The 21,338-nt window shown below is 51.9% G+C and carries 18 protein-coding genes and 1 riboswitch; of the genes, 10 read left to right on the top strand and 8 right to left on the bottom strand.

Features of this window, described 5'->3' with window-relative positions:
* The first annotated feature begins 14 nt into the window (after positions 1-14).
* Together glnE and hldE are read left to right on the top strand one after the other, a co-directional pair.
* On the top strand, positions 15-2,849 hold the full coding sequence (gene glnE, locus OMR58_RS03935) for a bifunctional [glutamate--ammonia ligase]-adenylyl-L-tyrosine phosphorylase/[glutamate--ammonia-ligase] adenylyltransferase (protein ID WP_264545313.1): 2,835 nt from the start codon (positions 15-17) through the stop codon (positions 2,847-2,849).
* A 132-nt stretch (positions 2,850-2,981) separates the two neighbouring features.
* A complete protein-coding gene (hldE, locus tag OMR58_RS03940) occupies positions 2,982-4,412 on the top strand; it encodes a bifunctional D-glycero-beta-D-manno-heptose-7-phosphate kinase/D-glycero-beta-D-manno-heptose 1-phosphate adenylyltransferase HldE (protein WP_105592531.1) in 1,431 nt (476 codons plus the stop codon).
* A 106-nt stretch (positions 4,413-4,518) separates the two neighbouring features.
* On the opposite strand, the gene ubiK is transcribed toward hldE, so the two are convergent.
* Entirely contained in the window at positions 4,519-4,860 is a 342-nt protein-coding gene (ubiK, locus tag OMR58_RS03945; protein WP_200560272.1) for a ubiquinone biosynthesis accessory factor UbiK, read from the bottom strand.
* Between the two features lie 147 nt (positions 4,861-5,007).
* A riboswitch (FMN riboswitch) is annotated at positions 5,008-5,157 on the top strand.
* Positions 5,158-5,265: 108 nt separating this feature from the next.
* Between ubiK and ribB the strand changes: the two genes are divergently transcribed.
* Positions 5,266-5,922 (top strand): 3,4-dihydroxy-2-butanone-4-phosphate synthase, encoded by a 657-nt coding sequence (gene ribB, locus OMR58_RS03950; protein ID WP_105592529.1) that lies wholly within the window; start codon positions 5,266-5,268, stop codon positions 5,920-5,922.
* A 256-nt stretch (positions 5,923-6,178) separates the two neighbouring features.
* Positions 6,179-6,964 (top strand): 4,5-DOPA dioxygenase extradiol, encoded by a 786-nt coding sequence (gene ygiD, locus OMR58_RS03955; protein ID WP_200560217.1) that lies wholly within the window; start codon positions 6,179-6,181, stop codon positions 6,962-6,964.
* A gap of 57 nt (positions 6,965-7,021) precedes the next feature.
* Here ygiD and OMR58_RS03960 read toward each other — a convergent pair whose 3' ends face one another.
* The 3 genes from OMR58_RS03960 to tolC all read right to left on the bottom strand — a co-directional run bounded on the left by OMR58_RS03960 (position 7,022) and on the right by tolC (position 10,484).
* A complete protein-coding gene (locus OMR58_RS03960; protein ID WP_200560216.1) occupies positions 7,022-8,182 on the bottom strand; it encodes a glutathionylspermidine synthase family protein in 1,161 nt (386 codons plus the stop codon).
* Positions 8,183-8,188: 6 nt separating this feature from the next.
* The gene (locus OMR58_RS03965; protein WP_200543529.1) at positions 8,189-8,866 is read right to left on the bottom strand and encodes a DUF1190 family protein; all 678 of its coding nucleotides are present in this window, start codon (positions 8,864-8,866) and stop codon (positions 8,189-8,191) included.
* A gap of 211 nt (positions 8,867-9,077) precedes the next feature.
* Positions 9,078-10,484, bottom strand: a complete 1,407-nt coding sequence (tolC, locus tag OMR58_RS03970; RefSeq protein ID WP_200560214.1) for an outer membrane channel protein TolC — start codon at positions 10,482-10,484, stop codon at positions 9,078-9,080.
* A gap of 211 nt (positions 10,485-10,695) precedes the next feature.
* Between tolC and nudF the strand changes: the two genes are divergently transcribed.
* From nudF to OMR58_RS04000, 6 genes are all read left to right on the top strand, one after another.
* Entirely contained in the window at positions 10,696-11,328 is a 633-nt protein-coding gene (nudF, locus tag OMR58_RS03975; protein WP_200560213.1) for an ADP-ribose diphosphatase, read from the top strand.
* Positions 11,329-11,330: 2 nt separating this feature from the next.
* Positions 11,331-11,753, top strand: coding sequence for a DUF1249 family protein (locus tag OMR58_RS03980; protein WP_200560212.1), 423 nt, complete (start codon positions 11,331-11,333; stop codon positions 11,751-11,753).
* 47 nt (positions 11,754-11,800) lie between these two features.
* Entirely contained in the window at positions 11,801-12,628 is an 828-nt protein-coding gene (gene cpdA, locus OMR58_RS03985) for a 3',5'-cyclic-AMP phosphodiesterase (RefSeq protein ID WP_200560211.1), read from the top strand.
* Between the two features lie 3 nt (positions 12,629-12,631).
* Positions 12,632-13,216 carry an esterase YqiA gene (yqiA, locus tag OMR58_RS03990; protein ID WP_200560210.1) on the top strand — a complete coding sequence of 195 codons (585 nt, stop codon included), beginning with the start codon at positions 12,632-12,634 and terminating at the stop codon, positions 13,214-13,216.
* Between the two features lie 52 nt (positions 13,217-13,268).
* The gene (parE, locus tag OMR58_RS03995) at positions 13,269-15,164 is read left to right on the top strand and encodes a DNA topoisomerase IV subunit B (RefSeq protein ID WP_105592520.1); all 1,896 of its coding nucleotides are present in this window, start codon (positions 13,269-13,271) and stop codon (positions 15,162-15,164) included.
* Positions 15,165-15,257: 93 nt separating this feature from the next.
* The gene (locus OMR58_RS04000) at positions 15,258-16,157 is read left to right on the top strand and encodes a LysR family transcriptional regulator (protein WP_264545314.1); all 900 of its coding nucleotides are present in this window, start codon (positions 15,258-15,260) and stop codon (positions 16,155-16,157) included.
* A 19-nt stretch (positions 16,158-16,176) separates the two neighbouring features.
* Here OMR58_RS04000 and OMR58_RS04005 read toward each other — a convergent pair whose 3' ends face one another.
* The 4 genes from OMR58_RS04005 to OMR58_RS04020 form a co-directional block, all read right to left on the bottom strand.
* Positions 16,177-16,482, bottom strand: a complete 306-nt coding sequence (locus OMR58_RS04005; RefSeq protein ID WP_264545315.1) for a putative quinol monooxygenase — start codon at positions 16,480-16,482, stop codon at positions 16,177-16,179.
* Between the two features lie 39 nt (positions 16,483-16,521).
* Complete coding sequence (locus OMR58_RS04010) at positions 16,522-17,103, bottom strand: NAD(P)H-dependent oxidoreductase (RefSeq protein WP_200560208.1); 582 nt, start codon at positions 17,101-17,103, stop codon at positions 16,522-16,524.
* 218 nt (positions 17,104-17,321) lie between these two features.
* Positions 17,322-19,190, bottom strand: a complete 1,869-nt coding sequence (locus OMR58_RS04015) for a filamentous hemagglutinin N-terminal domain-containing protein (protein ID WP_200560207.1) — start codon at positions 19,188-19,190, stop codon at positions 17,322-17,324.
* Positions 19,191-19,360: 170 nt separating this feature from the next.
* Entirely contained in the window at positions 19,361-21,214 is a 1,854-nt protein-coding gene (locus tag OMR58_RS04020; protein WP_200560206.1) for a two-partner secretion domain-containing protein, read from the bottom strand.
* Positions 21,215-21,338: the final 124 nt, after the last annotated feature.

Genomic DNA, 21,338 nt, shown 5'->3' on the forward strand with positions numbered 1-21,338 from the left:
ATCAGGGAGTGTTTATGGTGCCTTTACTATCGCAGCCGCTTCCATCCTTGCTGGCTGAACAGATTACCGTTATCGATCCTCTGCCGGACGGAGCCAATCCGCAGCAGCAGTCCGTGCTGGCGTTTAGTGACTTCATCAGTGATAACCTGACGAAACATCCTGAATGGTGGCAGCTACTACACACTCAGCCGCCGCTTGCCGACGAGTGGCAGCACTATAACGTGTGGCTGGCAGAGCGGCTGGCCTCAGTGCTGGATGAAAACACGCTGATGCGCGAACTGCGGCTGTTTCGCCGCCATATGCTGACGCGCATCGCCTGGATGCAGACTCTGGCGACCAGCAGCACCGAACAAACGTTAACGCAGCTGAGCGAACTGGCAGAAACCCTGATCGTGGCTGCCCGTGACTGGCTGTGGCACGCCTGCTGCAAGGATTTTGGCACTCCGGTTAATGCCGCCGGAGAGCCGCAGCCGCTGCTGATCCTCGGCATGGGTAAACTGGGTGGCGGCGAGCTGAATTTCTCTTCCGATATCGATTTGATCTTTACCTGGCCGGAAAATGGCGTGACGCAGGGCGGACGGCGTGAGCTGGATAACGCCCAGTTCTTTACTCGTCTGGGGCAGCGGCTGATCAAAGTGCTCGATCAGCCAACCGTGGACGGTTTCGTCTACCGCGTAGATATGCGGCTGCGGCCGTTTGGTGACAGCGGTCCGCTGGTGCTGAGCTTTGCGGCGCTGGAAGATTATTACCAGGAGCAGGGGCGTGACTGGGAACGCTATGCGATGGTCAAAGCCCGGTTAATGGGCGGCGGTGACGATCGCTGGAGTCAGGAGCTGCGGCAGATGCTGCGACCGTTTGTCTTCCGTCGCTATATTGATTTCAGCGTGATCCAGTCCCTGCGCAATATGAAGGCGATGATTGCGCGTGAGGTAAGGCGGCGCGGGCTGACCGATAACATCAAGCTGGGTGCCGGTGGTATCCGTGAAATAGAGTTTATTGTTCAGGTCTTCCAGCTGATCCGTGGTGGTCGCGAACGGTCGCTACAGCTGCGTTCATTGCTTCCTACTCTTGAATCAATCAAAGAACTGAATTTACTTCCGCTGCCGCAGGTCGCGCAGCTGCACGACGCCTATCTGTTCCTGCGGCGGTTGGAAAATCTGCTGCAAAGCATCAATGATGAACAGACGCAGACATTGCCGGCCAGTGAGCTGGATCGTGCGCGTCTGGCCTGGGCGATGGGATTTGCCGACTGGCAGGGCCTGCACGATCGGCTGGATGGCCATATGGTGGCGGTACGCTCAATCTTCGACGAGCTGATTGGCGACGATGCCCCGGAGAGCGGCGAGAACCGTGAAGCCGGGGAATATGGTGTGCTGTGGCAGGACCAGTTAGAGGAAGCTGAACTGCTGCCGCTCGTCCCGCATCTTAACGGTGAAGCATGCCAGCAACTGCTGCGGGCGATTACCGATTTTCGTCTGGATGTGGATAAGCGCACGATCGGCCCACGTGGCCGCCAGGCGCTCGATCAGCTGATGCCTCGCCTGCTCAGCGAGGTAGTGCCGCGCGATGATGCGGTTGTCACGCTTGGCCGCCTGACGCCGCTGCTGCTCGGCGTGGTCACACGCACCACCTATCTGGAGCTGCTCACGGAATTCCACGGCGCGCTCCAGCATCTGATTCGCCTGTGTGCCGCTTCTCCGATGGTTGCCAGCCAGCTGGCGCGCTATCCGCTGCTGCTTGATGAGCTGCTTGACCCGGCGACGCTTTACCAGCCAACGGCAACCGATGCCTATCGCGACGAGCTGCGTCAGTATCTGCTGCGTATCCCGGAAGAGGATGAAGAGCAGCAGCTGGAAGCACTCAGGCAGTTTAAACAGGCCCAGCATCTGCGTATTGCCGCGGCGGATATCGCCGGCACGCTGCCGGTAATGAAGGTCAGCGATCATCTGACCTGGCTTGCCGAAGCGATGATAGAAGCGGTAGTACAGCAGGCATGGAATATGATAGTACAGCGCTACGGGCGGCCATCGCATCTGACCAGCGACAGCGAGCGTGGCTTTGCCGTTGTCGGCTACGGTAAGCTGGGCGGTTGGGAGCTGGGTTACAGCTCCGATTTGGACCTGGTGTTCCTGCACAACTGTCCTCAGGAAGCGGTCACGCTGGGTGAGCGTAGTATTGATGGGCGGCAGTTCTATCTGCGGCTGGCACAGCGTGTGATGCATCTGTTCAGTACCCGAACCTCGTCAGGTATTCTTTATGAAGTTGATGCCCGCCTGCGCCCCTCGGGTGCTGCCGGTATGCTGGTGAGTACCTTTGAAGCCTTTGACGATTACCAGCGCAATGAAGCCTGGACCTGGGAGCATCAGGCGCTGGTACGTGCTCGCATCGTTTACGGTGATGGGGAGCTCAGCCAGCGCTTTGGAGAAATTCGCCGTGGTATCCTGGCGCTGCCGCGTGAGGCAGAAACCCTGAAGGTTGAGGTTCGGGAGATGCGTGAAAAAATGCGTGCGCATCTTGGACAGAAACATAAAGGCCGCTGGGATATTAAAGCCGATGCCGGTGGCATCACGGATATTGAATTCATTACGCAATATCTGGTCCTACGCTATGCCTCACAGGATCTGACGCTGACCCGCTGGTCCGATAATGTTCGTATTTTCGAACTGCTGGCTAACGGGGGAAAAATGTCAGAGCCGGAGGCGAAAGCACTGACTCATGCCTACGTCACGCTGCGCGATGCATTGCACCACCTGGCGCTACAGGAGCTGCCGGGGCATGTGGAAGAAAGCGCCTATGCGAGTGAAAAAGCCCAGGTTAATCAAAGCTGGCAAACCTGGTTTGGCGACTGAGGACGCAGAGCGTATCCGTGGCTTGGTGACGAAGTGAACAACGTGGCCGCGATAGTCAGGCACGGCAACATTTGTGCTATTATCGCGCGCCTGAATTTTTGGTTTTTATGCTGTCTGGAGTGGAGTGTCTGAATGAAAGTTACACTGCCTGATTTTAAACGTGCGGGTGTTCTGGTTGTTGGTGATGTGATGCTGGATCGTTACTGGCACGGGCCAACCAGCCGTATCTCTCCCGAAGCTCCGGTGCCGGTTGTCAAGGTTGAACACGTGGAAGAGCGCCCCGGCGGGGCAGCTAACGTGGCGATGAATATCGCTTCTCTTGGCGCTGAATCTCGCCTCGTGGGACTAACCGGCATTGATGATGCTGCGCGCGTACTGAGCGAGACGCTGACAGGGGTAAACGTGCAGTGTGATTTTGTTTCTGTACCAACCCATCCAACTGTCACTAAGCTACGCGTTCTTTCGCGTAATCAGCAGCTAATCCGCCTTGATTTTGAAGAGGGTTTCGAAGGGGTTAACCCGGAACCTATGCACGAGCGCATTCAGCAGGCCTTGCCTAAAATCGGTGCGCTGGTGCTTTCTGACTACGCCAAAGGCGCGTTGTCGAGCGTAGAAACCATGATTAAGCTGGCACGTGAAGCCGGTGTGCCAGTGCTGGTGGACCCGAAGGGGACTGACTTCGGCCGCTATCATGGCGCGACCCTGCTGACGCCGAATCTTTCGGAGTTTGAAGCCGTAGTAGGTAAGTGTAAAAGTGAGTCAGACATCGTTGAGCGTGGCACTGCGTTGATGCAGAAGCACGGCCTGTCGGCGCTGCTGGTGACCCGTTCTGAAAACGGTATGACGCTGCTCCAGCCGGGCAAAGAACCCTTCCATATGCCAACTCAGGCGCAAGAAGTGTTCGATGTGACCGGTGCTGGCGATACCGTTATCGGCGTACTGGCTGCCGCACTGGCGGCAGGCAACAGCCTGGAAGAGAGTTGCTTCCTGGCAAATGCGGCTGCGGGCGTGGTTGTGGGTAAACTGGGTACATCGACGGTTTCTCCGATTGAACTGGAAAATGCGATTCATGCGCGCCCAGAGTCGGGTTTTGGCGTGATGGATGAGGCTCAGCTGAAGGCTGAAGTCGCTAAAGCACGCCAGCGCGGCGAGCGCGTGGTGATGACCAACGGCGTATTTGATATTCTCCATGCCGGGCACGTTTCCTATCTCGCGAATGCCCGCAGGCTGGGTGATCGGCTGATTGTGGCGGTCAACAGCGACGCGTCGACCCGTCGTCTTAAGGGCGAAACACGCCCGGTTAACCCGCTGGAAAATCGTATGATCGTTCTGGGTGCGCTGGAAGCCGTAGACTGGGTGGTGGGCTTTGAAGAAGACACGCCGCAGCGTCTGATTGCTGAAGTGTTGCCGGACCTGCTGGTCAAAGGCGGCGACTATAAGCCAGAGGATATCGCAGGCAGTAAAGAAGTGTGGGCTAACGGCGGTGACGTACGCGTGCTGAACTTCGAAGACGGTATCTCAACCAGCAATATCATTAAGACGATTATCAATCGTAAGAACTAACCGGTATCGATTGTAAGAACACACAGGTATCGATTGTCAGAATGAGCCGATACCCGTCGTCAGAGCTAAAAAAAGCTGCCCGGTTGGGCAGCTTTTTCTTTGTAAATCAGACAGGATCTTTTGCATCCCCAGGCTCTGATGCTGCCTGCGCAGCAGGTGCCGTCGTGACCGGTGCAGTGGCCGTTCCTGCCGCCGCCGCTGGTGCAGCAGACTGATTCTCTAGCGCCGCCAGGCGTTGTTCCAGCACTGCCAGCTTTTCGCGTGTGCGCAACAGCACCTGAGTCTGCACATCAAACTCTTCACGGTTTACGACATCAAGACGGGTCAGCTGGGCCTGGATGGTCTGACGAATTTTCTTTTCCACATCATCGCCTAACTCGCGGATACCTTTTGGCATAGATTCATGGATCTGGCGGGCCAGTTGTTCAATTTTTTTAGCATCAATCATGTCAGCTTCCTGGTAGCAGCAAATTTTCTCTAAGTGTAATCCCTCCGGGGGAAAGGATAAACCGGAAATGAGCATAGCGAATAAATGGATATAAATTTGCCAATTTTGTTCGTTGCCCGCGTTCATTATCAGCGTTATAGTAAGTCTGCTTATTCTCAGGGCGGGGCGAAATTCCCCACCGGCGGTAAATCAGCTTCGGCTGAAAGCCCGCGAGCGCTTCAGGGTCATTCCTGAAGGACAGCAGATCCGGTGTAATTCCGGGGCCGACGGTTAGAGTCCGGATGGGAGAGAGTAACGTATCTTGTCGGGCCTGCGCTCGCCTCGCGTTATTTTTTTGTCACAGCTTGACACTCCTAAGCACGCCCTGATTCTGGTAACCCATACATTTATTAAGGTTTATTTACCATGAATCAGTCGCTACTTTCTGAATTTGGCACGCCTGAACAGCGTGTAACCCGTGCTATCGAAGCGCTTCGCGCTGGCCGCGGTGTAATGGTTTTAGATGATGAAGATCGTGAAAATGAAGGTGATATGATCTTCGCCGCCGAAACCATGACCGTAGAGCAGATGGCATTAACTATTCGTCACGGCAGCGGTATCGTCTGCCTTTGTCTGACCGAAGAACGTCTCGGTCAGCTTGACCTGCCAATGATGGTTGAAGATAACACCAGCGCCTACGGCACAGGTTTCACCGTCACCATCGAAGCTGCGCAGGGTGTCACTACCGGCGTTTCCGCTTCAGACCGCATTACCACTATCCGTACCGCTATTGCTGATGATGCCAAGCCTGCCGATCTGAATCGCCCGGGGCACGTCTTCCCGCTGCGCGGTCGTGCTGGCGGCGTGCTGACCCGCGGTGGGCACACCGAAGCCACTATCGATCTGGTGACGCTGGCGGGCTTCAAGCCGGCGGGCGTGCTGTGTGAGCTGACTAACGATGATGGTTCAATGGCACATGCGGCGGAAGTCGTTGTCTTCGCTAAGCAGCATGACATGCCGGTCGTCACTATCGAAGATCTGGTGGCTTATCGCCGTAGCCACGAAACGCGTCAGGCAAGTTAATCTTCTCTGGGCCGGTTTACCCGGCCCTGTTAATTTATCCTGCTTCCTGCTTCCTGCTTCCTGCTTCCTGCTTCCTGCTTCCTGCTTCCTGTCTTCAGACCACAGCGGCAGTCTTGATATACATCAGCCAACCGTCATCCATTCTGCAATCTCTGTTCAAATTATCTGAATATCTTCATCAGGGTTATCCAGGTTCATCACGATACATATGGGCGTAATGTAAGCGTCATTGAACGAACACTTCTGGAGTAAGACCATGAGTCACCAACGTATGCCCGCACTTTTCCTTGGCCACGGTAGCCCGATGAATGTGCTGGAAGAGAATATCTATACCGAAACCTGGCGCAAGCTGGGTGAAACATTACCGAAGCCAAAAGCGATTATTGCGGTTTCCGCGCACTGGTATACGCGCGGAACCGCGGTTACCGCGATGGAGAAACCACGTACCATTCATGATTTTGGTGGTTTCCCGCAGGCCCTGTTTGACACGCGCTATCCTGCTCCAGGTTCCCCGGCGCTGGCCCGCCAGATTGCGGAAGTGCTGTCGCCGGTTGACGTTCAGCTCGATCAGGAGTGGGGCTTTGACCACGGCTCCTGGGGAGTGTTAATTAAGATGTACCCGGATGCCGATATTCCGGTTGTTCAGCTGAGTGTTGATGGCACAAAACCAGCAGCGTATCACTTTGAGCTGGGACGCAAACTGGCGCTACTGCGCGAGCAGGGCGTGATGATCGTTGCCAGCGGCAACGTAGTGCATAACCTGCGTATGGTTCGCTGGCAGGGAGAAGCACCAGCCTATCCGTGGGCTGAGTCGTTTAATCAGTACGTGCGCGATAATCTGGCATGGCAGGGTGACGATGCTCAGCATCCGCTGGTTAACTTTATGCAGCATGAGGGCGCGGCGCTGTCGAATCCAACGCCAGAGCACTATCTGCCGCTGCTTTACGTGCTGGGCGCCAGAGCGCAGGATGAAGCGGTAACCGTGCCGGTGGATGGCATTGTGATGGGGTCGTTGAGTATGCTGTCCGTGCAGGTGGGCTAGACTGCCAGGATGACTTGCCGCTTTGATATTGGGCGAGGGTAACCTCGCCCGAAAAGATTACTCGATAAACGCGTGCGGATAGAAGCGTGACAGATCCTGGGTGATCAGTTCGCGATCTTCCCTCAGGCCAATTCCCGCTGGCTGATCGTCGATCAGCCAGGAACCGATCAGCGTATAGCTGTCGCCAAACTTCGGCAGCGGATGGAACTGCTGGACGATCATTCCCTCTTCGCCGTAAGGCCCGTCAACGCGGGCGATCTCTTTACCATTTTCCACGATGCGAATATTCGCGCCTTCACGGGAAAACAGTGGCTTAACCACGTATTTATCCATATGCGGCACGTTATCTTCGGCAAAGTAAGCTGCAAGCAGATTCGGGTGATTAGGGAACATTTTCCATAGCAGCGGCAGCATCGCTTTATTGGAAATGATGCTCTTCCATCCCGGCTCCAGCCAGCGCACACCGGCATCGGCAAGCTTAGTGGAGAACATCTCGCGCAGCATAAACTCCCAGGGATAGAGTTTAAACATGTTGCTTATCACCTGGTCATTTACATCGGTGAACTGGCCTTTTTCCCCCAGACCAATCTCGTCTATAAACAGGAATTCACTCGGTAAACCGGCCTCGGTCGCGCAGTCCTGCAAATATTGCACCGTGGCGCGATCTTCTTCAGTATCGCGGCAGCAGGAGAAGTGGAGCAGGCCAAAACCGTGTTTCTGATGCAGATCGGCAAAACGTTCGATCAGCTTTTCCTGCAGGCTGTTGAACTGATCGCTGCCTGCCGGAAGTTTCCCGGTGTTAAGCTGTTCTTCCAGCCAGACCCACTGGAAGAATGCGGCTTCATAAAGTGAGGTTGGCGTATCGGCGTTATTCTCCAGCAGCTTGGCAGGAGAGTGCCCGTCCCACGCAAGGTCTAAACGGGAGTAGAGCGATGGCTGGCCGCTTTTCCAGGATTCACGCACGAAATCCCAGGTGTGCTTAGGAATGCGAAACTTCTCCAGCAGCTCTTCGCTGCCGGTGACCAAATCCACCGCCTGTAAACACATCTGATGAATTTCGCTGGTGACATCTTCCAGCGTTTCAATCTGCTGCAGGGTAAACTGATAGTAGGCATCTTCACACCAGTAAGGCTCGCCGTACATGGTGTGAAAATTAAAACCGTACTCAGTGGCTTTTGCTCGCCAGTCAGGACGCTCAGCAATAGCAATGCGTTTCATCCGGCGTTAGCCCCCTAAACTGCGGCTGGTGGTGCTGGAACGATTGCTACCGGACGCACTGCTACGCTGCATAGTGGATTGTTTAGCCACGCTTTCACCAAAGCCACCGCGCGTTACCGTGCTGGTGGTTGCAGGTTTAGGCGCCATCGCTGTTTTCGGTACGTTCATCGTACGGCCTGATACAGCCGGGCCATAGCTCTTACCGGCGGCATCCACGAACTTACCGTTAGCCGGGCTGGCCGGGTTTTTTGAGCTAAAGAGTGGCTGCTGCTGGCCCATGCCTCCGCTCATCATTCGACCCATCATGTAACCGGCCATCAGCGGCATCCAGAAACTGCCGCTGGACTGATTTTCCGCATTGGTGGTTACACCAGCCTGTGCCGGAGCCTGCTGGCACTGACCTTCACCGAATTCGGCCACGCAGTCTTCACGGCTGGCATACTTCGGCGCGGTCTTAACAGCTTCTTCTTTCGCTTTATTAAATGCGACGGTGCACTGCTCTGATTTACCCGGATTGGCGCTGGAGCAGTCATCCGCATTCTGATACATCGAAACGCTTTCGTCCGTTTGCTCACAGCCCGCCAGCATAATGACTGCGGTCACCGCAAGGGCCACCGGCGTTAAATGACGTGCGCCCCAGCTTTTACGAAAAGAGGCGTGATTGATCTGTTTAGTCCGTTTCATGGCTTTCTGTCCTGTGCCCAAAGATAGTGCATAGGATAGGGGAACGGCGGTGAAAAATGAAGCGATGCGGCTGGATGGTACGGGGATCTTTACGTAGCTATACGTTTGATTGTGAAGGACGGCTTACAAATTGCATTTGAAAAGCAGAAGGGCAGCGCAGGCTGCCCTTCTCGATAGTTACTGACCGGCGGATTATCGCTGGCCTTATTATTTATTGCGCTTTAACCGATTGGCTCAAATCACGATCGGCGGCAGCATCCTGTTTTGGATTCTCAGGTGCAACAGCATCCGGCGTGGTGGGAATATCTTTGCCGAGATGATTATTCAAGGCAGTCAGATCGTCTTCGTTGAGCGTACCCAGAGCGGATTTGATGTTCAGCTGATTAATCATATAGCTATAGCGCGCATTCGCCAGTTGCTGCTTGGCGTTGTACAGCGTTGTTGTCGCATCCAGCACGTCAACGATGGTACGCGTACCGACCTGATAACCGGCTTCCATCGCATCCAGTGAGCTCTGTGAAGAAACTACGGCCTGCTTATAGGCGTTGATGCTGCTGATAGACGCGTTCACGTTATTAAATGAAGAACGGACGGTCTGAACGGCAGTACGGTGGGCGCTTTCTAACTGCTCACTGGAGGAAACAAACGCATACTGCGCCTGTTTGACCTGTGAGGTGACCGAACCACCGCTGTACAGCGGCAGGCTGAAGTTTAAGCCGACCTGGTTGCTGCCGCTGATATTGTCAGTGCCGGTAGAGCGATCGCCATGGTAACGATTATTGGACAGACCGGTTGAAGCGGTCAGACCGACGGTTGGCATATGACCGGTTTCGGCTGAGCGAATTTGCTCACGAGCCAGATCCTGTGACAGACGTGCGGAGAGCAGGCTGAGGTTGCGGCTTTCCGCTTCTTTCAGCAGATCTTTCACCGGCTGTGGCTTATCCGTTTTGAAACGATCAACGTTAAGCGACGCGAGGCTTGGATAGTAATTCCCGGTAACCTGGCGCAGAGACTCTACGGCGTTATCGAGGTCGTTACGTGCGCTCACTTCGCTAGCCAGCACGCTGTCGTATTGTGAACGGGCGTTCTGCACGTCAGTGATAGCGACCAGCCCAACATTAAAACGCTGGGTGGTTTGATCTAACTGGCGGTAGATTGACTGCTTCTGCGCTTCGGTATAGGAAAGGGTATCAATCGCATTCAGGACGTTGAAATAGGCCGTTGCCGTGTCCAGAATTAGCTTCTGCTGTGCGGTCTGGTAGGTGACATCCTGAATACCGGCTGTTTTTTCCTGCAGGGTCAGCGCACGCCATTTTGACATATCAAAAATGGTCTGGGTAAGCTGCAGCGATGCGCTTTTCGTATCGCTGTTCGAATCACGAGCATCGCGATAACCGTTAGTATAGGTATAGTCCGCTCCCAACCCGAGCTGCGGTAACAGTGGGCTACGGGCTTCGTTAATTTTCTCAAAAGCAGCATCGCGATCGGCCGCTGAGCTACGAAGATCAGGGTTGGACAAACGAGCCTGCTGATAGACCTGAAGCAGGTTTTCAGCCTGGCTGGCAACACTGAAGCCGCCCAGGCTCAGACCAATGAGTAAAGGGAGCAGTTTGTTCATTTGCATTCCTTGTAGTGCCGCAAAATTGCTATGGTAGCGCTGGCGTAGGCCAAAAAATTATCGCCGATTCTAGCAGAGTGTGCCGTTAAGGTAAGTTGGCTGAAAGTGCCATCTCGCTTTAATTTACGCAAATAATTCCTCAGAAACTACAAATCTAGCGGTATTACTATTGCACTTTTCGTCATTGCGATCATTTTCAGGAGAGGTTCCTATGGCAATCTGTAACACATTCCCGGTAACGTTTACCAAAGACGATGTAGAAATTATCGCACGAGAGACGCTTTATCGCGGTTTTTTTTCGGTGGAACGTTATCGCTTTCGCCACCGCTTGTTTAACGGCGAAATGAGTGGTGAAGTGAGCAGGGAAATTTTCGAGCGCGGTCATGCTGCGGTGCTGCTACCCTATGATCCGCTGCGTGATGAAGTCGTACTCATCGAGCAAATACGCATCGCCTCCTGGGATACCAGTCCGACCCCGTGGAAGCTTGAGCTGGTTGCAGGAATGATTGAGGAAGGTGAAGCACCGGAAGAGGTCGCCAGACGTGAAGCGGTTGAAGAAGCCGGATTGACCGCCGGGCGAACCAAACCTATCAGCAATTACCTGTCCAGCGCGGGGGGCACGACCGAGCGATTGATGGTGTATGTTGGGGAAGTGGATGCCAGTGTGGCGAAGGGAAACCACGGACTGGAGGAAGAGAATGAGGATATTCTTGTCCATGTGGTGAGCCGTAGTCAGGCTTATCAATGGGTGGAAGAGGGGAAAATAGATAATGCAGCGGCGATCATTGCCTTACAATGGCTCGAGTTGCACTATAAACAACTATGTAATGAGTGGAAGCCTTAACGATGAAGCGTTACGTTCCTGACTTTCCCGAAATGATGCGCGTGTGCGAAACTAACTTTGCACAACTGCGGCGCTTACTACCGCGTGACGACCAGGCCGGAGTGTCAGTGGCGTACCAGGTAAACGGTGCCAGCTATCAAATTACCATTTTGGAATCGACGCGTTACACCACGCTGGTGGAGATTAAGCAAACCGCTCCGGCCGTGAGCTACTGGAGTCTGCCTTCCATGTCGATCAGGCTTTATCACGATGCCATGGTGGCGGAAGTGTGTTCAACACAGCAGATCTATCGATTTAAAGCACGCTATGATTATCCTAATAAAAAGCTGCATCAGCGTGATGAAAAACACCAGATTAACCAGTTTCTGGCGGAATGGCTGCGCTACTGTTTATCGCATGGAGCGGTAGCCGTTCCGGTTTGTTGAACCCGCTGCAACACGTTGTAAGAGAGCGGTAACCCTAAGGACTTTGATTGGATAGCTTGTTGAAACTTCCTGTGGCGAGTGGGTCCAGTATCAGGATTTTACAGATAACGGATACTCACCTTTTTGCAGGCAAACATGAAACGCTGCTGGGTGTGAATACCTGGGCCAGTTATGAAGCGGTGTTGGAAGCCATCGCGGCACAACGGCGGCATTATGACCTGATCGTCGCTACTGGCGATCTGGCTCAGGATCACACTACCGAAGCCTATCAGCATTTTGCTGAGGGTATCGCTCGTCTGCCTGCTCCTTGCGTATGGCTGCCAGGCAACCATGACTTTCAGCCGACGATGTTCAGTACGTTGGCAAGCGCTAGCATCGCCGATGAAAAACACGTCCTGATCGGTGACTGCTGGCAGGTTGTGCTGTTGGATAGCCAGGTTTTTGGGGTGCCTCACGGCGAGCTGAGTGAGTATCAGCTTGAATGGCTGGATAAAACGCTGGCCAGGGAGCCGCATCGGCATACGCTGGTTTTGCTTCACCACCATCCCCTGCCTTCTGGCTGTACGTGGCTCGATCAGCACGGCCTGCGAAATCCACATATGCTGGATGCCGTGCTGCAGCGTTATCCGCTGGCGAAAACGCTACTCTGTGGCCATATTCATCAGGAGCTGGACCTTGAATGGCAGGGCCGGCGCGTGCTGGCTTCTCCTTCAACCTGCGTGCAATTCAAGCCGCACTGCACCAACTTTACCATTGACGCAGAATCTCCCGGCTGGCGCTGGCTTAATCTGTTCGATGATGGCCGCGTAGAAACTGAAGTCTGTAGGCTGACAACGCGAATTTTCAGCCCTGACCTGGATTCGGAAGGTTACTGATCGATGGCGACGCTGCTCTACCTTCACGGTTTTAACAGCTCACCCCGTTCGGCTAAAGCGACCGCGTTCGGTCGCTGGCTGGGGGAGCACCATCCGTCGATCAATTTGCTAGTTCCACAGCTCCCTGCCTTTCCGGCTGAAGCGGCGGCACTGCTTGAAAATATCGTATTGCAGGCGTCAGGGGAGCCGCTGGGCATCATCGGCTCATCGCTTGGCGGATATTATGCGACCTGGCTTTCCCAATGTTTTACGCTGCCTGCGGTGGTGGTGAATCCCGCTGTGAGGCCGTTTGAGCTGCTGGTGGATTTCCTGGGTGAAAATCAGAACCCCTACACCGGCCAGCAATATGTGTTAGAGTCGCGCCATATTTACGATCTAAAAGTGATGCAGATTGACCCGTTAGAGTCGCCGGATTTGATCTGGCTGCTGCAACAAACGGGTGATGAAGTGCTCGACTACCGTCAGGCCCTGGACTACTACAGTGCCTGTCGTCAGACGGTAGAAGAGGGCGGAAATCATGCTTTTATCGGATTCGAACGCCATTTCTCCGCTATGTTTGATTTCCTGGGGCTAACCTCGCAAGCGTGAAATCAGACGGAGTTTGGGCAATCATTTTTAGCCACTAATTCAGATTGTTACCATGACTCAATCCAGCTATAACGCTGATTCCATTGAGGTTCTCAGCGGCCTTGAACCCGTGCGTCGTCGCCCGGGTATGTATACCGACACAGCGCGGCCTAACCATTTAGGTCAGGAAGTGATCGATAACAGCGTGGATGAAGCGCTGGCCGGCCACGCTAAACGTGTGGAAGTAATTCTGCATGCCGATCAGTCGCTGGAAGTTATCGACGACGGGCGCGGTATGCCGGTGGATATCCATCCCGAAGAGGGCGTGCCGGCCGTTGAGCTGATTTTCTGCCGCCTGCATGCCGGTGGTAAATTCTCCAACAAAAACTACCAGTTCTCCGGCGGCCTTCACGGCGTGGGTATCTCGGTGGTAAATGCGTTGTCAAAACGCGTGGAAGTGACCGTGCGCCGTAACGGCGAAGTCTACGAAATGGCTTTTGAAAACGGTGACAAGGTGCAGGACCTGTCGGTGACGGGCACGGTAGGCAAACGCAATACCGGCACCCGCGTGCAGTTCTGGCCGGATGAATCCTTCTTCGACAGCCCACGCTTTTCCGTTTCGCGCCTCAGCCATTTGCTGAAGGCGAAAGCCGTGCTTTGCCCGGGTGTTGAGATCGTCTTTAAAGATAAGGTTAACAACACTGAGCAAACCTGGTGCTATGCCGATGGCCTGACAGACTATCTGATGGAAGCGGTAAACGGATTGCCTGTATTACCGGAAAAGCCGTTTGTTGGCGCATTTTCCGGTGATGTTGAGGCGGTTGACTGGGCGCTATTGTGGCTTCCTGAAGGCGGTGAACTGCTCACCGAAAGCTACGTTAACCTGATCCCGACCATGCAGGGCGGCACGCACGTTAACGGTCTGCGGCAAGGGCTGCTGGACGCAATGCGCGAGTTTTGCGAATTCCGCAATATCCTGCCGCGCGGGGTTAAACTTTCGGCGGAGGATATCTGGGATCGTTGTGCTTACGTGCTGTCGGTAAAAATGCAGGATCCCCAGTTCGCCGGTCAGACAAAAGAACGTCTGTCATCGCGCCAGTGTTCAGCATTTGTTTCAGGTGTTGTGAAAGATGCCTTCAGCCTGTGGCTGAACAACAACGTGCAGACGGCAGAGTTGCTGGCCGAGCTGGCTATTTCCAGCGCTCAGCGCCGCATGCGTGCCGCTAAAAAAGTGGTGCGTAAAAAGCTGACCAGCGGCCCGGCTCTGCCGGGTAAACTGGCTGACTGTAGCGCACAGGATCTCAACCGCACTGAACTTTTCCTGGTGGAAGGGGATTCAGCGGGCGGATCGGCCAAGCAGGCGCGCGATCGTGAGTATCAGGCGATCATGCCGCTGAAAGGTAAGATCCTGAATACCTGGGAAGTCTCCTCCGATGAGGTGCTGGCTTCGCAGGAAGTACATGATATTTCTGTCGCTATTGGTATCGATCCGGACAGTGAAGATCTCAGCCAGCTGCGCTACGGTAAGATTTGTATCCTCGCCGATGCTGACTCCGACGGACTGCATATCGCCACGCTGCTGTGCGCGCTGTTTGTTCGCCATTTCCGCACGCTGGTGCAAAATGGTCACGTTTACGTCGCCATGCCGCCTCTTTATCGTATCGATCTGGGCAAAGAGGTTTACTACGCGCTGGATGAGGAAGAGAAGGCCGGTATCCTTGAACAGCTGAAGCGTAAGAAAGGCAAACCGGGCGTGCAGCGCTTTAAAGGTCTGGGTGAAATGAACCCGCTGCAGCTGCGCGAAACCACGCTCGATCCCAATACCCGCCGCCTGGTGCAGTTAACGGTCGATGAAACCGATGTGGATCAGACGCTGGCGGTGATGGATATGCTGCTGGCGAAGAAGCGCTCGGAAGATCGTCGTAACTGGCTGCAGGAAAAAGGCGATACTGCCGAAATCGAAGTATAAAACTCCGGAGCGGATCGTCATTTACGATCCGCTTCTGCTCATCCATAATCTGCAAAGAAACCTCATTCTCCTCTTCTCCCAAAGGCCGGCCCATTGAAAATTACCCTTGAAGAACTGCGTGCGTGGGTGGTCGTGGTTGACTGTGGCTCGATTACCGCCGCCGCCGAGCAGCTTAACCAGACCACTTCCGGCATCAGCCGGGCGTTGAGTCGTCTGGAGAGTAAGCTGCAAACCACGCTGTTGCATCGAACGACTCGCCGCATTGCGCTGACCGAAGAGGGGCAGATTTTCCTGCAGCATGCCCGGCAAATTATCGCCTCCGTAGAGGCCGCCGAAGAACAGATCGCACAGCGTCGGGAAATTCCGTCAGGAAGACTCCGGGTGAATGCGGCTTCCCCGTTTATGCTGCACGTCATTGTGCCGCTGATTGACGGGTTTATTCAGCGCTATCCGCTGATCGAGCTGGAGCTGAATACCGATGACGTGGTGATTGATTTGCTCGAACAGCAAACCGACATTGCGATTCGTATTGGCGAGCTGCGGGATTCGACCATGCACGCACGCATGCTGGGCAGCAGCAAACTGCGGCTTATGGCCAGTCCGGCATACCTGGCAAAGCACGGTACGCCCCAGAGCGTGGCCGACCTGGCGCATCATCGGCTGTTGGGATTTAGCCAGCTGGAACAGCATAATATCTGGCCTGTTCGCCAGGCCGACGGCGAGCTGCTGCAGATTAAGCCTGGCGTAGGGGCATCCAGCGGTGAAACGCTGCTGCATCTGGCGCTGCATGGGCAGGGGATCGTGCGTGTTTCCGATTTTCTCTGCCGGGAGGCGACTGCCAGCGGCCAGCTGGTACCGGTACTGGCGGCCGAAACCTGCGAAATGCGCCACCCGATCAATGCGGTTTACTACCGCAACAGTACGCTGGCCGCGCGGATCAGCTGTTTTCTCGACTACCTCAGCGAGCAGCTTGCCAGCAAAAATTTGCTGTAAGCGCCCGCCAATGACCTTCTTACGCGGGTTCCAGCACGAAGATCTTCACGTCGACCACATCATCTTTGATGATCGCGCGGTGGGTTTCCATATGATCCGCCTGCTGATGCTGCTCCAGATGACGCAGCGACTCCCAGTGTTCCACCATAAAAATTGAGTCCGGTGAGTGCTGCTTCCACGGCACCTGCGCTTTATGATCGATCAGCGCCTCATAGCTGCCGCATCCTTCCTCCTCCAGTACCAGCGGAATCAGCCGCTCGATAGCTTCAAGTACGGCGGCACGACGGCCCGGTTTGATACAAATTTCAGCCACAACAGTTAACATAGCGCTCCTCGGATCGATGAATCGAATTAACAGACTAAGTTAAGCAAAAATTGTACTCAGATGAGTCCGATAACGGGAGATATCCCCTGCGATATCAGGCTGTTTTATCACATCATTACAGATAAAGGTCGGTAATCCTTCCATACCCAGGAACTGGTTAGCCTTATGGAAGTGCAGATAAACGCCGTCCACGCCAACGCCTTCAAAGAACTGTTCCGGGTCGGTAAAGGCCTGCAGCGGCGCATTCCACGTCAGAGACAGCATATACTTTTTGCCCTGCAGCAGGCCGCCGGAACCATATTTTTTTGCCGCATCTGAGCGCGTGCGCCCGTCACTGGCATACAGTTTGCCGTGGCCTTCGGTAAAGACTTCATCTATGTATTTTTTCAGGGTCCATGGTTCACCCATCCACCATCCAGGCATTTGATAAATGATGGTGTCAGCGGCGAGGTATTTTTCAATCTCGTCGGCAACGACGTATCCGTCATCCACTACCGTGACGTCAACATGATGTCCGGCATCGCGCAGCCAGCTGGCGGCGATACCGGTCAAAGTGTGGTTCAGTTCACCTTTAGAATGTGCAAAGGTTTTACCGGCATCGATAATTAAAATATGGCTCATGACTTAATCCTGATTCTGTGAATTTGATGCAAGTCTACAGCAGCATATGGGGGCGTAAAATGTGGTATGGGTCACAACACTCTTGCCTGGCAGGCAACAATAAGGGAGCAATTGCGTGAGCGATAAAGCGTATGAACCGGCCCCGTACAGTGATGTGCGGGGCCGAAGGTGCTGGTGCTTCTGAAAGCGTTTAGCTTCAGCGGCTGTAAGGCTGAACCTTACTGATAGGGGGTTTGATAAGGGCTCAGTGTAACCTCGGATGATTCTCCGGTGTTTTCAAACTTATCGCTCTGAATTTCTATAGGATTAGTTGATGATAATTCTCCTTTGATATTCAGGACTTCAGGAGCATTAATCATCAACTTCTCGTCGGCAGAAATCTTTCCGCTGGTGTTCGTCAACGACGTACTGGCCTGTAGCAGCGCTTTTTTTGCACTGCTGATAATGTTGCGATTTTCAATGGTATCCGCCTTAATGACCAATTCATTAGCAGACTGAATTTCTCCGGCATTCACGAATGAACCACTGCGATCATAGCTGAATTTATTTCCGGCTTTTAAGATACCCTCATTAGTGAACTGGATACTTTCATCGCTTCCATTGTTGCTGATAACCAGATTGTTGCCTGAATCAAGGGAGGTATTTTGGTCGAATTCGCCAAGGGTATTGGCTTCAATGCTAATATCATTTTTAGCAAGCAGCTTACCCGAGACAATACCAAACTCTTTACCTTTCAGTTCTTCGGCATAGATATTGATCGTATTGGCGGAGACATCAGCATTATCCATGTTGATATCCTGCTGAGAGGCCAGCGCAACAGTACCATTCTCAGAATGAACGACGCCCGCACTATTGTTCAACAGACTTCCTGCATTAATTGCAATGTCTCCTTTTGCAATAATTCCACCTGATGTCGGATTTCTTTTACCGTTAGTTTTAGTCATTTCTTCATCATTGATAGCATATTTTTTGCTATCCTGATTGATTATCTGATTGGCAACCAGACTGATATCATTGCCCGAAATTAGCCCTGAAGTGTTATCCAGGGTGCTGCCGTTAAGCGCAATGGATTTAGCGCTGCTAACAGTCCCCTGGTTGTTATTGAGTTCGTCTGCGGCAATCATGAAAATATCCCCAGCGCTGGAGATAGAGCCAGACGTGTTATCAACATTCATTGCAATAATGTTCGCATCGCGACTGGATGTGCTAATCTTACCGCTATTGCCGATCGTCCCCATCGTTGTAATGTATAGTTCGGAATCTGCGGAAATTAACCCTTTGTTGCTGATTCCTGGACCATCCTGATCTATTATCATTGTGATTTTATTTGCGTACATTCCCCCGAGTGCAGCAATATCGATACCCACAGCCCCAGGCTCGGCGGCTGTTCGAGAGTTCGTCTTACCAGCGTTGACCTTTAAATCATTAGCGCGCAGTTCTGCACTGATCTTAACTGTATTGGCCAGCAGATTGGTAAAATCAGATTTATCATTCATTCCATTTCCGGTAATGATGATGTCACCTTTTTTGACATTAATACTTGTCAGTTTGTCATTCTGAATCTTAATGTTTCCAGTTGTCAGGGTGCCGTTCCCGGTATTGATAAATCCACAGCCGTCGCATGATATTCCCGAAGGGTTAGCGATGATTACATCAGATTTTTTTCCCGCCACTTCAATCATACCGTTTAGCTGGCTGGGGTTGTTTGAGATAACTTCATTTATGATCAATGACGCCGGGCCTTTCGCCATATTGGTATTACCGGCAACATTCCCTGTCAGAGTCGTTGTGCTTTCACTGGCGTTGTTATTAAGAATGACGCCATTCTGATTTACATCAAATTGATTGAATTTATTATGAGATATTCCGGATGATGATGCACTGTTGATATTTATTGTCGTGGACTGATTACTGTTATTGATAATGGTTGGGATGTTGCTTTGATTTTGTGAAGCAATGATTTCGGCATTGGTTGGTGAAATATATCCCAGAGATAGCCATGTCAACACACATACTGGTGCGATACGTGATACTTTACTGAGGTGATTTTTTTTAGAACATCCATATGATGAGTTTTTCATGCTCATGATTCTTTCCTTGTTAATTGATTTAACTAATCGCCTGATGTATTCGTTAATTATATTAATGTAACTTTTATTATTTAAAAATAGTAATTTATTTGTTTTTGATGTAAAAAAGCCCGCAGATTGCGGGCTTAAAAATTAAATAATATTATAAGTAAATAGTGTTATGGTTTTTAGTTTAATGGATTCTGATTAAGGGTTCCAGAAGTGTAACCCGTATTGGTATATTTGTTGGTATAAACATCAATGCCTTTTTTACCGATTAATCGACCGCGGTAGTTATTAATGGTGGGGCCGCTTAGCGTTAGGTTTTTCATGGATGAGATCATGCCATTAAGATCATTGTAAATGGACTGACTGGCATCAACTTTCACATTGCCATATCCATTAATAACGGCATGGTTAATAAGTTGGTTTGTTTTAATGCTAATTTCATTGCCAGCATCTAATACACCATAGTTGTTGATGATTCCATGGTCATAATTAATGTTATTTGATGCGGAAAGTGTTGCATAGTTGAGGAACGTCCCTGTATTACGCCCATCCAGGCTGCTGATATTAATGTCATGGCCCGCATCCAGTACGGTTGTTCCATCAAACTTGCCAAGATTTCCCACTACAAAGTTAATATCATTTCCCGCTACCAGATGTGCATCAATTGGGTCTGGCTTTGGTCTTGCTGGATAGTCAACGGTTTTCGATGATACCAGAATATCCTTGTTGGCGTAAATTCGAGAATAGTTCAGAACCATGTCGGTATTTGATACCAGAGAAACATTCCCTGAATCAGAATAAATCCAACCGGCAGAGGTGTTTAGTAAGCCATTGGTATTCACACTGACATCTTTTTCAGCATAGATCCCGCCTTCACTAACAGCCTTAGGATTGTCGGAAAATAACTTGCTGTTGGTGTTTGTCAGCGTGCCCGACACAATACTAACTTCGTTCCCGGTAATAAATCCACGATCGTTGTTTACGTTTGTGCCGTTGATAGCCACCATCTTCTCGGCATTAATGAGCCCTTTCGAGTTTGTCAGGGTATCTTCCGAAAGAATGTCGATATCCTTACCAGCAAAAATTTTTCCAGTAGTATTGTTAAGACGTTTTCCACTCAGACTCACGCTGCCAGTTTTTGACTCCAGAGTACCAGCAATATTAGTAATAGTGCCATCAAGATTAATGTTCAGATCTGAGTTCGCAGAAATGATACCCTTGTTACGAACACCATCAAGAGTTGATGCAGCCATTAAGGTAATCTTGTCTGCATACATACCGCCCAGTGCAGAGACGTCAATACCTACGGCGGGAGCATTTTTAGTATAGCCAGTATTGACCAGTTGATTACCTGAAGTAACGATATTACTGTTAATACCAGACATTACCTGGATTTCTTTGGCATCGATTTTGGCATTAACCTGTAATGCGGCAGCCAGCAGCGTGGTGTAGTCAGCGGTATCCGTCATCCCCTGACCGTTGATGATGATCTTTCCTTTCTGTACATTAATACCGGTAAGGCTGCCATCGTTGCCGATAGTGGGAGTCCCGGTGGTTAATGTACCGCGGCCGGTATTGATAAAACCGCATCCACTGCAAGTAATTCCTGATGGGTTAGCGACAATAACATCCGCTTTCTTACCGGCAACTTCAATCTGGCCGTTAAGCTGGCTTGCGATATTTGATGTGACTTCGTTGATAATTAACTTTGCTTCACCGGCACTAAGATTAGTATTTCCAGCAATCTGGCCCGCTAACTGTGAGTTTATCGCTGCTTTGCTATTGTTTAGAACTAAACCCTGTTTCGTAACGTCGAATTGAGTGTATTTATTATGGGAAACTCCTGCTGATGATGCAGAATTAATGTTAACCGTGACAGAACCATTTGTGTTGGCTTTTACCCAGGGACGCTCTGCTTGTTTAATATCAACAACTACTGCTGCCTGTGCAGTGGTAATATATCCCATTGCCAACCATGTCATCATGCAGATTGTCGATGCTTTAAATAAATTAGATGATTTTCCATTGATCATTGTGTGTCTCCATATATTGAAGAATGAGTACTTGAGTCCAGTACTTATATCCATTTTAAAGGTTTTAATTATTTCATATATAGTAATTTATTTAATATGGGTGCCGCGCCTGTTATTTTTTAGG

The organism is Erwinia sp. INIA01 (assembly GCF_025947915.1).
Lineage (GTDB): Bacteria > Pseudomonadota > Gammaproteobacteria > Enterobacterales > Enterobacteriaceae > Erwinia > Erwinia coffeiphila.

What these genes read in the sequence shown, in the direction of transcription:
- glnE (WP_264545313.1), top strand. Translation starts at nt 15, where the DNA reads ATGGTGCCTTTACTATCGCAGCCGCTTCCATCCTTGCTGGCTGAACAG.
- hldE (WP_105592531.1), top strand. Translation starts at nt 2,982, where the DNA reads ATGAAAGTTACACTGCCTGATTTTAAACGTGCGGGTGTTCTGGTTGTT.
- ubiK (WP_200560272.1), bottom strand. Translation starts at nt 4,860, where the DNA reads ATGATTGATGCTAAAAAAATTGAACAACTGGCCCGCCAGATCCATGAA.
- ribB (WP_105592529.1), top strand. Translation starts at nt 5,266, where the DNA reads ATGAATCAGTCGCTACTTTCTGAATTTGGCACGCCTGAACAGCGTGTA.
- ygiD (WP_200560217.1), top strand. Translation starts at nt 6,179, where the DNA reads ATGAGTCACCAACGTATGCCCGCACTTTTCCTTGGCCACGGTAGCCCG.
- OMR58_RS03960 (WP_200560216.1), bottom strand. Translation starts at nt 8,182, where the DNA reads ATGAAACGCATTGCTATTGCTGAGCGTCCTGACTGGCGAGCAAAAGCC.
- OMR58_RS03965 (WP_200543529.1), bottom strand. Translation starts at nt 8,866, where the DNA reads ATGAAACGGACTAAACAGATCAATCACGCCTCTTTTCGTAAAAGCTGG.
- tolC (WP_200560214.1), bottom strand. Translation starts at nt 10,484, where the DNA reads ATGAACAAACTGCTCCCTTTACTCATTGGTCTGAGCCTGGGCGGCTTC.
- nudF (WP_200560213.1), top strand. Translation starts at nt 10,696, where the DNA reads ATGGCAATCTGTAACACATTCCCGGTAACGTTTACCAAAGACGATGTA.
- OMR58_RS03980 (WP_200560212.1), top strand. Translation starts at nt 11,331, where the DNA reads ATGAAGCGTTACGTTCCTGACTTTCCCGAAATGATGCGCGTGTGCGAA.
- yqiA (WP_200560210.1), top strand. Translation starts at nt 12,632, where the DNA reads ATGGCGACGCTGCTCTACCTTCACGGTTTTAACAGCTCACCCCGTTCG.
- parE (WP_105592520.1), top strand. Translation starts at nt 13,269, where the DNA reads ATGACTCAATCCAGCTATAACGCTGATTCCATTGAGGTTCTCAGCGGC.
- OMR58_RS04005 (WP_264545315.1), bottom strand. Translation starts at nt 16,482, where the DNA reads ATGTTAACTGTTGTGGCTGAAATTTGTATCAAACCGGGCCGTCGTGCC.
- OMR58_RS04010 (WP_200560208.1), bottom strand. Translation starts at nt 17,103, where the DNA reads ATGAGCCATATTTTAATTATCGATGCCGGTAAAACCTTTGCACATTCT.
- OMR58_RS04015 (WP_200560207.1), bottom strand. Translation starts at nt 19,190, where the DNA reads ATGAGCATGAAAAACTCATCATATGGATGTTCTAAAAAAAATCACCTC.
- OMR58_RS04020 (WP_200560206.1), bottom strand. Translation starts at nt 21,214, where the DNA reads ATGATCAATGGAAAATCATCTAATTTATTTAAAGCATCGACAATCTGC.